Here is a 10,306-nt window from a genome sequence, read left to right on the forward strand (position 1 = left end):
CCTAGGGTACCGCTGGCGCATTTTTCGGCGCGGACTGCAAGATATCAGCGACTGATCGGGAGCCATCGTCGACGTCTTTTATCGTTACCGCCGTGCCCGGCCGTACGGAAATGGTTCCGTGAGTGACGACCCGCTCGCCCGCTTTCAGGCCATCCAGAACTTCAACCTCGCCCGGACGGCGGCCGCCAATGCTGATTTTCCTGCGTTCGGCCTTGTGTCCGTCGCCATTGGGCACGACAACCAGCACGAACTGCTCGCGGCTGACCGGCATCAATGCGGCTTCGGGGATGGCAAGCGCATCCCGTCGATTGTTGCTGACCGTCACCTGCATCAGCATGCCCGGTTTCAACAAACGCTCTCGGTTGGGCAATAGCGCGCGAACACGAACCGTACGTGTTACGGGGTCAATCCGGCTGTCCACACCGCTGACCTTGCCGGTGAAGCTGCGATCGGCATAGGCATCCGTGCTCGCAGAGATCATCAGACCGGATCTGAGTGAAGCGAGATAAATGCTGGGGACCGACACATCCAGCTTCATGACGCTGTCGTCGTCGAGTGTGGCGATCAGGTCCCCGGGCTCCACCAGGGCACCGACACTGATGGTTCTCAGGCCAATCACGCCGTCAAAGGGCGCCCTGATCAAGCGATCCGCAAGGCGCGACTCAATGACGGCCAATCGGGCACGCGCCGTTTCCAGCTCACGCGAGCGCTCGTCCAGAAGGGACTTTGCCGCCGCGCCCGTCGTCTCGAGCGACTTCACGCGGTGATACTGGCGTCGCGCTTCCTCGACGAGGGCCTTGCCCTCCTCCAGTTGGGCATGCTCCTCGGCCGACGTCATTTCCACCAGAACCTGCCCCTTCGACACGCGAGCGCCATCGTCAAAATACAACGCGCTGATCGTTTCGGTAACCGATGCAGTCAGCGCAACAGACTCATTCGCTCGCAGGGTTCCAAGCGCCTCGATCCTGTCCGCAAAGGCCTTGATGGACGCCTCGGCAACGATCACTGGCGTGGGCGGCGGCTTTGCGCCGTCTGCGGCCATGGCGGAAAAACAAACGAGGCAGGCGGCAAATGCCGCACTCAAAACGCCTGACTGATGTCTCACAGCACTCCCCGTCGGGTGATTCTTGTAGGCAACATTCCGGTTCCAGCGGGATCGGTTATTTATTGGTCAAGTTTAGACTGCCAGGCCCACTCTCAGTTCTCCGCCGGCCACCGCTGTTAGCGCCACATGGATTCGCGAGTTACCACGCAAAAGTCGTCGCCCGCTGGTTAGTTGCCGAAAAGACCGGCATCCATCGCGTGACACTGTCAAAAATTGCCAACCAGCACGACTACAACGTAGGCACCGAAATCCTTGACAGGCTGTGCCGATACTTCGAGTGCGAATTGGGCGATCTCGCCGAATTCATCCGCGACGACTAGATCGGACTCCGCGCTTGGCACACGAACCAATCCGGCCCGGTGCTATAGAGTCAAAATGGGGTTGTTTTCGAATGCGCGATTTCGCGAGTGTCCCGGAACTGTCCCGAGAGTGTCCCGGAGGGAAGTCGGCAAAGCGGCACTCCGTTGCAGAGCGCGCGTAAGGGCCTGAAATTTATCGAGAAAGTTGGCGCGCCCGGAAGGATTCGAACCCTGGTTCGTAGCCCGTATTTACAATGGTCAATACGAGCGTATAAAAAGATTATTTATTGTACATATTTGTATAACTACGCATAACGGCGTGATAGTTATTAATTATTTAAGTACATAGTCGATACATTATCTCAAGGGCTGTCTGATTTGAATGTCTATTTCATGCACACATTGACGACCGGCCCGGCCGCCCGCCGACCCAGATGACCGGACACTCAGGCTACACACGTCGGGAACATTGACCACCTGGAGCAGCTCAGCATATGCTATGACATATGCTTTGGAGGGCGTCCATCATGGCCGACATCGAGCGAACAGTCCGGCTTTTTCGTAACGGCCGCAATCAGGCGCTGCGTATCCCTCGGGAGCTGGAGTTGGAGGGAAACGAAGCCATCCTGCGAAAGGAAGGTGACCGCCTGGTGATCGAACCAGTGCGAAAGGGTCGGCTGCTGAAACTTCTGGCGACGCTCGCACCTGTCGAAACCGAGTTCCCGGACGTGGATCAGGACCTCACTCCCATGGAAGACGTGGAACTTTGACGGTGGCCCTGCGTTATCTGCTCGACACCAATATCGTCTCGGACCTGATTCGGCGGCCAGCAGGGCCGGTAGCGACAAAAATTGCCGAAGTCGGGGAGCAGTCGATTTGCGTCAGTGTCGTCGTGGCCGCCGAACTCCGCTATGGGGCCGCCAAGTCCCAATCCGGAGAACTCGCCGAGCGGGTCGAACTCCTGTTGTCGGCGATGGAAGTGCTTGCGCTGGAGGCGCCCGCCGACCGCCGTTACGCTCAGGTTCGTCACGAACTTCAGCGTCGAGGAACGCCCATCGGTCCAAACGACCTCCTGATTGCCGGCCACGCACTGTCGGCCGACCTGGTACTGGTCACTGCCAATATCCGCGAGTTCGCCCGAGTCCCGGGCCTCAAGACCGAGAACTGGTTGAGCGGCTAGCCGCTCCGGCTACTCCTGTTCACTCCTACTCGTTTCAAGAACGACTAGGAGGGCGTACGCGACTCAGATCTCGGGGCCTCCTCACGGATGGAATACGGTGCAGAGCTACTCCACCCGCGCCAACCGCTTCGCCCGAATGCAGAGGAACACAAGATTATTCTCCGTAGATTTTACGGTAAATATATTGACGCAAGCGGAGAATCACTCCGATAATCGGTGCTGAATAAGCGGAGATTAAATGTACATCTGGGAGCAAGCTGACTGGCCTGATCTGACCTGGGACGAAGGACAACTCGCCGGTTTGCTGGCCCAGGTGTCCCGCGAGCAAGGCCGACTCCTGGGTCGCATGCAGGCCCTCGGGTTTGATCTGCGCAGCGAAGCACAGGTTCGAACCCTGACCGAGGATGTGGTTCAGTCCAGCGCCATCGAGGGGGAGACCCTTGACAGTGCGCAGGTACGTTCGTCCATTGCCCGGCAGCTGGGGGTGGAGATCGTCGGGAGCGTCCCCTCAAATCGCCATGTCGACGGCGTCGTCGAGATGATGCTCGATGCGACCCTAAACTTTGCCGCACCACTGACCGAAGAGCGGTTGTTCGGGTGGCACGCCGCGCTGTTCCCAACCGGGCGAAACGGATTGTTCCGAATCCGAGTCGGCACCTGGCGCGACGACTCCAGCGGGCCGATGCAGGTGGTCTCCGGTCCGATCGGCAAACAGAAGGTCCACTTCGAGGCCCCGCCCGCCCGACGCCTGCCGAAAGAAATAAGGGCCTTCCTGAAGTGGTATCAGAAACCGGCCAATGTGGACCCACTGTTGTTTGCCGGCCTCGCACACCTCTGGTTCGTGACCCTGCATCCGTTTGACGATGGTAACGGCCGAATCGCGCGTGCGATCGCCGACATGGCGCTGGCACGCGCCGACGGCACCGGACAGCGGTTCTACAACATGTCCGAGCAGATTCGCGCCGAGCGCGGCGCCTACTACGAGACGCTGGAGCGGACGCAGAAGGCAAACTGTGACATCACCGCCTGGCAGGAATGGTTTCTGACCTGCCTGCTTCGCGCCATTGAAGGCAGCCAGCGCACGCTGGAAGGGGTGCTTAAAAAGGCCCGGTTCTGGGAGCGCTTTGCCAAAGAACCACTCAACGAGCGTCAGATCAAAGTGCTGAACCGAATCCTGGACGGCTTCGACGGAGCCCTCACCACCTCCAAATGGGCAAAATTTGCCGGTTGCTCCCAGGATACGGCCCATCGGGATATCCTCGATTTGATCGAGCGCGGAGCCCTGCAGAAAGGCCCCGCGGGCGGGCGCAGCACAAGCTATTCAGTCGTCCTGCATTAAGCGGAAGGTTGGGGGTATCACGGGCCGACAGTCGCCCGCACCAGCGGTATCCCGCCCCCCCCCGCGCGCCTTGTCGGTGTATTCAATCGTGAGTATATTGAATACAACCTTTGCTCATCGAGCCCCCGCCATGCCCCAGACCACCATGACGGTTCGCCTCAATGAAACGCTCAGCGACTTCGTCGCCTCCAACGTCGGCGCGCACGGCGCTTACGAGAACGTGAGCGAGTACATACGCGACCTGATCCGCCGCGACAAGGAGCGGGTGGAACGCGAAGCGTTCGACCGGCTCAAGGCCGAACTGGCGCAGGCGTATACCGCGCCTGAGTCCGCCTACAAACCGCTGACGGCTGCCGAGGTGATCGAGCGCAACCGCAGCTGATCACATGGCGCAGGTTCGCATCCAGGAAGCGGCGTCCTGGCGGCTCGACGAGATCTACCGTTACACCCGCGATCGCTGGGGCGAGTTGCAGGCCGAGCGCTACATAACCGGCCTGTTCGACGCATTCGAGCGTATCGAGTCGCGGGGCGTCGCCTCACGACCGGTTCCGGCTGAGTTCGGCGTGGAAGGGTTCTTTTTCCGTTACCAGCGACATTTCGTGTACTGGCGGCGGCTCTCCAATGACGACATTGGCATCGTGACCGTCCTGCACGAGCGGATGCATCAGATCGATCGTTTCCGGGGCGAGTTCTTCGGCGACAACTCGCCGGCAGGCGGGAATCAGCCCGGTGCTTGAGTTCACAGCAAGCTCGGGCACCAGGGGCGGAGCCGAAGCTTCGCCGCAAAGGGTCATTGGCATTACGCCAATGCCTCATTGAAGCCTCGCCTGTCTCGATGCAAATCCTGGCCACGCGGGTTGTCCGTCAGTTCGGCCAGAGCTGAGCCCAGACCGAGCACGAATTACAGGGTTGCAAGGACGGCCGCCGGGTACAGCGAAGATCATCAATTTTGCGTATTTGCGCAATATCGGAGTATCGTATTGCGTTAATGCGCAAAGATCGGCCCAAAAGAACCGACCCGCTCCTGAGCGAGATCATCCGCCGCGCCGCCGCGCAGGGGCTTGCCGAGGGTGAGCTGGCGCGCCGCGCGGGGATTCGCCCGGACGCCTTCTCACGCAAGAAAACCGGCACCCCGCCGGCTACGGTCGACGAGCTGCGCCGGCTCGGAGAGGTGGTCGGCACGCGCCTGGGCTGGCTGGATGGGCCAGCGCCCGAAGCGGTCGTCGACGCCCTGGCCGGCACCCTTTTCGATGACTGACCGCCATGCCGAGGTCTGGACCGCGCAGGCGGGCCACCCGCAGCGCATGGGTCGACTGGTATTCACCGGGGCCGAGGCGCGGTTTACCTACGATGCCGACTACGCCGGCCCTGGCCTGTCGATCCTGTTCGATCCCGCGAAAGTCGCCGGGCGCACGATCGTGCATCCCGCCACCGAGCGTTTTCCGGTTCATCCGCCCCTGGTCGACCTGATCCCACCGGCCGGGGCGGACAACCTGCAACGGCGCATCTGGCTCGAACATCTGGCCGCTCAGGGCATCCGCCCTGCCCCGGGCCTCGATACCGACTGGATACTGCTCGTGCACGCCGGCCACGGCGGAATCGGCCATCTCGACGTATTCGCGAGCGAAGGCCACGCACGACGTTTCTACGACGCGGTCCCGGCGATGCCGAGTGTCGATGAGGGTTCAAGCCTGAGCGCCGTCCTGCGCACGGTGAGCGCGATCCTGGCGCGTGGCGAAGGCCCGGATGCGGAGCGGCTGCTGCGTTACTTCGGGCCGACGCCCTCGGTCGGCGGCATGGTGCCAAAGCTGCTCGCCTCGCTCGCGACGGACGCCCGGGGCGGCGCCCTGCTCGGTCCGCCCGGCGTTGCCGGCACCCGGCAGGTGCTGGTGAAGTTCGAGCGCGAACGCTACCGCGGCGAGCTGGCGTTGGAGAATCTGATGCTCGATGAGATGCGCCGGCTCGGGTTCACCGTGCCCTGGAACGAGTGGCGCTGCGAGGACGACCAACCCGTGTTGCTCGTCGAACGGTTCGATCGCGCTGCCGCCGGCCACTCGCTCCCGCTGGAGTCGTTTCACTCCGTACTGGCGGGTGGTTCACGCAGCGCGCGCGACACGATGGATGTGGACATGGAAACGCTCGCACGCATGATCGACCGGCTGCCTGGCGTGGTCGCGGCCGATCCGCGCACGCTCAAGCGCGAAGTATTCCGACGGTTCATTGCCGCAATGCTTACAGGCAACGGCGATCTGCACCTTCGCAATCTGTCGTTTCAGTACGATGCACAGGGCGCACTCATGCTCTCACCCGTGTACGACCCCGCCCCGATGCGCGCCTGGGCGCAACACGATCTGCTGAGTGCACTGCCGTTCGAGCGCGCCAGCACGCTGGCGGAGGATCTGGAGAGGTTGGGAACCCACTACGCCCTCCCCCAAGGCGAAACTGCGGCAATGCTGGCCACCATGCACACGCGTACCGACGCACTGACTGATCGCATCGCGAATCTCGGTGACCGTGTGCCGGCACCCACGCGCGACCGGCTCATCGACACGATCAGCTCGGTACGAAAACAGCTTGCACAGTCGCGACCGTAGCCTGGGCAAAAACACTGGTCTATCGGCGATCACGTTGGATTGACCCGGCGCAGATCAGCGACGCGGCGCTCGATGGGCTGGCCCGCGCGGCGCGGCTGGTCGATCGGTAGCCGCACCAGGAAAAGTCGCTGCGGCTATGGAGGGCCGCCCGGGTGGGGTGGTGGTGGTAAAATCGGGGCATTACTCGGTCTTTGACCGGGATTCATGGTGGCCCACCATGTCAAATGCGGAGAAGGATGATGTTTGACAACGTAGTGCAGCTGCTTGCTGCACTGATCACGGTAGGCACGCTGTCGTACATTGCGCCCACGTCGTTCAGACGCTGGGTCGATCGCGTTCTTCGCCGCCATCGACAAGATGGAGGAGGTGGAGGGTGACCTTTAAGGACGTAACCAATGGGGTCCTGGTGATTCTTGCGCTATTTGCGTTTTTGTACATGACGCCAACGTTTAATGGTTGGGTCAATCGTGTACTTCGCCGCCTCCACCTGATGAAATGACCCTTGGCGGCGAGACTTCGGTCTCGCCGCGCTGTGCTTTTCCTTGCTTGTTGCCCATGAACCGAACGCCGGTCTGATCTGGCTTCTCGGGCTTGTGGGTCCGTTGGGCACGAGAGCAATTTTCTTACGCCTGTATGTCCGCATGCTGCGCAAGAAAACCCGTGTCCTGCTGACACCCACCGCGCTCAAAGTGAAAACCAGGCAAGGATGGTTTGCCTTTGATCGCACCTTAACCTATCACTTTGGCATGTTGCGCCATGACAGGACGCGGGAAGAACAGGAGGACCATGATCTGCGTATGAGACGGGCGCAAAAACAGGGCAATATCATTCGCCCCAAACGTTATTGCGCGGAATCAGCGCATATTGTGTTCGAGCATGTCGGACACCGCCGCGACATTACCAAGATTTACGATCGTTTTCGCGCCGCTGCCGTGGTCGCGCGCCTGAAGGCCTGTGATGAAGTGATGAACAATCATGCCAGGCTCGGCGACGGCGAAGCGATGGGGCCGGAGGACCAGTGGGGCGATCAGCCAGGCGATCTGCCCTAGCGAGACATGCGCACGTCAAACGACGTGCGCGCCCTCGTCCCTCACGACCCCGCGTGGATCACGCCGATCTTGCCCGGATGCTGGGCCTTTTCGTTTTCACGCCACTGGAAACGAACCTCAACCGGAATACCGAACTTATTGGCAAGGCGGCTGACTTCCTTCCACGCATCCGCAGCTGATTGCCCCTGGATGGATATGCCAAGCTCCGGCATAAATTTGTACCCATCCATTGCGTACTCCCTTTGTTTCGCCGGTACTTGCAGTTCGTGGACGAGCTTGTCTCCACTCAAACCTTTAGCTTTGACGATCCCGATCACATCGAGCAGCAATCCTGCCCAGTTCACTTTCTCGGGTTGTCTGCCATTGATGCTGGCGGACAGGATGCGTGTAAAAGAGAGGCCGGGCGCTTTTTCAAATACCAGCGCCTCATCATCGGGACCTTTGTGAGCGACAGCGTTTTCAATGTCGCGCTCCATACCGAGGTCTTTCATTTTGGACCGGACGAGAACGTCAACGGTCTCGGAGGGTGTATCGGTTCCCAGCCAGGTGGAAATCGCCTTGAGATCAACGAAGGTGGCATCGTTTATACGGATGACAGGCATCACCGGTTTCTCCGGTAGGTTCCTTGAGACATAGAATATGTTACATATACACTATCTGCGAGTAAAGATAATATGTAACATTTTTCATGGGGTCGGTATTTTTGGCGTTTATTTCTAAAGTATGTGCTCTGACGAGCTATTATAAGCGCTTAACTTGCTCTTGAGAGCATTTTTTTCTTGCCAAGGAACAAAATACGCTATATGCTCTTAAAAGCAGATAAACAATTATAGAGAGCCCTTAAAAGCACATGGCAGCCAGGAACCTTTTAACCCAAACCCCGCCCTATCCGGTCGAACAGGCCATCAAGCGCTTGGGACGTAACCTGCGTACGGCCCGATTGCGCCGCAATCTGACGATAGAGGATGTCGCTGAAAAAATAGGTACGGGGCCACGCGCCGTCAGGGACGCAGAGAAAGGCAAGCCTTCGACAGGTCTTGTCGTTTATACCGCCTTGCTTTGGGCTTACGGCTTACTGGAGCCGATGGCGACACTTGCCGACCCGGCCCGTGATGAAGAGGGCTTGAGCCTTGAGCTATCACGCGGGCGCGCCCGCGCACGCTGCGACGAGGAGCTTGATAGTGACTTCTAGCCTCGGCACGACGGAATGTTTTGTCTATTTAACGTTGCCCGGTACGAGCGAATTCGTGACGGCGGGGAAATTCGTGCGCGAACTGGATCGCACCGGAATGCCGGTGGGCCGGTTTGTTTACGGGAAGAGTTATCTAAAGCGCCCGGACGCCGTTCCAATCGATCCGGTCGAACTCAAACTTGGCAGGACCACCTATCGCACGGCCGCTCTTAAGGGCATGTTCGGGGCACTGCGCGATGCGGGTCCGGATTACTGGGGTCGCCGTGTCATTGAAAAACATGCGGGCAAGCCGCAGCTCGGCGAGCTTGATTATCTTCTATACGCGCCTGACGACCGCGCCGGTGCATTGGGGTTCGGTCTGGGGCAGGAACCGCCTGCGCCCAAGCGGAAATTCAACAAAACGCTCGATCTTGAAAAAATACTGGCCCTCGCCGACACCATCATCGCAGATGAAGAACCGCCACAAGGGCCGGAAGCCGAACAGGTCGAGGATTTAATGTTGATCGGCACGTCAATGGGTGGGGCGCGGCCCAAGGCTGTCGTTGAGGATGATGATGGGCTGTGGATCGCAAAATTCAATCGCCCTGATGATAAATGGAACCATGCGCGTACCGAGCATGCGATGTTATTACTTGCTCGTGCTTGCGGTATCCAGAGCGCGCAAAGCAAGACCATCACGGTTGGTGATCGCGATGTTCTGCTTGTAAAGCGATTTGACCGTGAAAAAACGGATGAGGGTTATCTGCGTGCCCGCATGATCAGCGGGCTTACATTGCTGCGTACCGAGGATACGCATCAACAGCGCGATCGATGGTCTTATGTTCTGATGGCCGAAGAACTCCGCCGGGCAAGCTCTAATCCGAAAAATGATGCCGCCGAGCTTTTTGACCGCATGGTTTTTAACGCGCTGATCTCGAACACTGATGATCACCCGCGCAATCATGCGCTCATCGCCAGGGATAAGGACTGGCGGCTCTCACCGGCTTACGATCTGACGCCATCAATGCCGATCAGCATGGAGCGCCGTGACCTTGCCTTGAGCTGTGGTGACTGGGGCCGCTATGCGCATGCCCAAAACCTGGTTTCGCAAAGCCAGCGTTTTTTCGTGCAACGCGAACGGGCAGATGCGCTCATTACCGCCATGGAAGAGCAGATCAGCGCTACGTGGTATGAAACCTCACGCCGCGCAGGTGTCTCTGAAAAGGACTGCGAAACCATCAAAAGCGCTTTCGCCTATCCGGGCTTCCGCCTGCCGGTCGAAGCACCGCCATAAGCTATGGCGATAGCGCACTCCTGCGCGTTGGTCACGATGAGCTCACGGGCAATCTCGACGATTTCTTCATTGATCTTCATGTCACGAGCGATGGCATCGTAGTCGATGTAGTAGCGAAGATGCTCGGGAACTTCGCTGGTCTCGTTGATGAACCGCCCCGGGTATCGCGGAGGCTGTTTGGTTTAAGTCACGCCGCCATCGCGGCCTGACGGTTGAGTTGCGTGTAGTAGTTTGCCTCAGCTTCTGCTGGAGGTATATGACCCAGTGGTCCCATC

At 59.5% G+C, this 10,306-nt stretch carries 13 protein-coding genes and 1 pseudogene; 11 read left to right on the plus strand and 3 right to left on the minus strand.

The window, feature by feature from the left end; all coding sequences use genetic code 11:
* Window position 1: 1 nt before the first annotated feature.
* Entirely contained in the window at window positions 2-1,042 is a 1,041-nt protein-coding gene (locus KDG50_01490) for an efflux RND transporter periplasmic adaptor subunit (protein ID MCB1864077.1), read from the minus strand.
* A gap of 29 nt (window positions 1,043-1,071) precedes the next feature.
* On the opposite strand from KDG50_01490, the gene KDG50_01495 reads away from it, so the two are divergent.
* The 9 genes from KDG50_01495 (at window position 1,072) to KDG50_01535 (ending at window position 7,566) form a co-directional block, all read left to right on the plus strand.
* Window positions 1,072-1,425 (plus strand): helix-turn-helix domain-containing protein, encoded by a 354-nt coding sequence (locus KDG50_01495; protein ID MCB1864078.1) that lies wholly within the window; start codon window positions 1,072-1,074, stop codon window positions 1,423-1,425.
* A 506-nt stretch (window positions 1,426-1,931) separates the two neighbouring features.
* Complete coding sequence (locus tag KDG50_01500; protein ID MCB1864079.1) at window positions 1,932-2,174, plus strand: AbrB/MazE/SpoVT family DNA-binding domain-containing protein; 243 nt, start codon at window positions 1,932-1,934, stop codon at window positions 2,172-2,174.
* The gene (locus KDG50_01505; protein MCB1864080.1) at window positions 2,171-2,584 is read left to right on the plus strand and encodes a type II toxin-antitoxin system VapC family toxin; all 414 of its coding nucleotides are present in this window, start codon (window positions 2,171-2,173) and stop codon (window positions 2,582-2,584) included. Before KDG50_01500 ends, KDG50_01505 begins: the two co-directional genes overlap by 4 nt.
* Before the next feature lie 238 nt (window positions 2,585-2,822).
* Window positions 2,823-3,923, plus strand: coding sequence for a Fic family protein (locus KDG50_01510; protein ID MCB1864081.1), 1,101 nt, complete (start codon window positions 2,823-2,825; stop codon window positions 3,921-3,923).
* A gap of 130 nt (window positions 3,924-4,053) precedes the next feature.
* Window positions 4,054-4,305, plus strand: coding sequence for an addiction module antitoxin (locus KDG50_01515; GenBank protein ID MCB1864082.1), 252 nt, complete (start codon window positions 4,054-4,056; stop codon window positions 4,303-4,305).
* A gap of 4 nt (window positions 4,306-4,309) precedes the next feature.
* Window positions 4,310-4,660, plus strand: a complete 351-nt coding sequence (locus KDG50_01520; GenBank protein MCB1864083.1) for a type II toxin-antitoxin system RelE/ParE family toxin — start codon at window positions 4,310-4,312, stop codon at window positions 4,658-4,660.
* 251 nt (window positions 4,661-4,911) lie between these two features.
* Window positions 4,912-5,181: a hypothetical protein gene (locus tag KDG50_01525; protein ID MCB1864084.1), complete on the plus strand. Its 270-nt coding sequence runs from the start codon at window positions 4,912-4,914 to the stop codon at window positions 5,179-5,181.
* Window positions 5,174-6,517, plus strand: coding sequence for a HipA domain-containing protein (locus tag KDG50_01530; GenBank protein ID MCB1864085.1), 1,344 nt, complete (start codon window positions 5,174-5,176; stop codon window positions 6,515-6,517). Before KDG50_01525 ends, KDG50_01530 begins: the two co-directional genes overlap by 8 nt.
* A 641-nt stretch (window positions 6,518-7,158) precedes the next feature.
* Window positions 7,159-7,566, plus strand: coding sequence for a hypothetical protein (locus tag KDG50_01535; GenBank protein ID MCB1864086.1), 408 nt, complete (start codon window positions 7,159-7,161; stop codon window positions 7,564-7,566).
* Window positions 7,567-7,607: 41 nt separating this feature from the next.
* Here the strand turns inward: KDG50_01535 and KDG50_01540 are convergent, their stop codons facing one another.
* Entirely contained in the window at window positions 7,608-8,168 is a 561-nt protein-coding gene (locus tag KDG50_01540; GenBank protein MCB1864087.1) for a hypothetical protein, read from the minus strand.
* A 248-nt stretch (window positions 8,169-8,416) separates the two neighbouring features.
* Here KDG50_01540 and KDG50_01545 point away from each other — a divergent pair, with 248 nt between their 5' ends.
* Both KDG50_01545 and KDG50_01550 read left to right on the plus strand, forming a co-directional pair.
* Window positions 8,417-8,758, plus strand: coding sequence for a helix-turn-helix domain-containing protein (locus KDG50_01545; GenBank protein MCB1864088.1), 342 nt, complete (start codon window positions 8,417-8,419; stop codon window positions 8,756-8,758).
* Window positions 8,748-10,031 carry a type II toxin-antitoxin system HipA family toxin gene (locus tag KDG50_01550; protein MCB1864089.1) on the plus strand — a complete coding sequence of 428 codons (1,284 nt, stop codon included), beginning with the start codon at window positions 8,748-8,750 and terminating at the stop codon, window positions 10,029-10,031. The genes KDG50_01545 and KDG50_01550 overlap by 11 nt, the downstream gene beginning before the upstream one ends.
* Here the strand turns inward: KDG50_01550 and KDG50_01555 are convergent.
* Window positions 9,992-10,180, minus strand: a pseudogene (locus tag KDG50_01555) (antirestriction protein ArdA). The gene KDG50_01550 and the pseudogene KDG50_01555 overlap by 40 nt on opposite strands.
* Window positions 10,181-10,306: the final 126 nt, after the last annotated feature.

Source organism: Chromatiales bacterium, from assembly GCA_020445605.1.
Lineage (GTDB): Bacteria > Pseudomonadota > Gammaproteobacteria > JAGRGH01 > JAGRGH01 > JAGRGH01.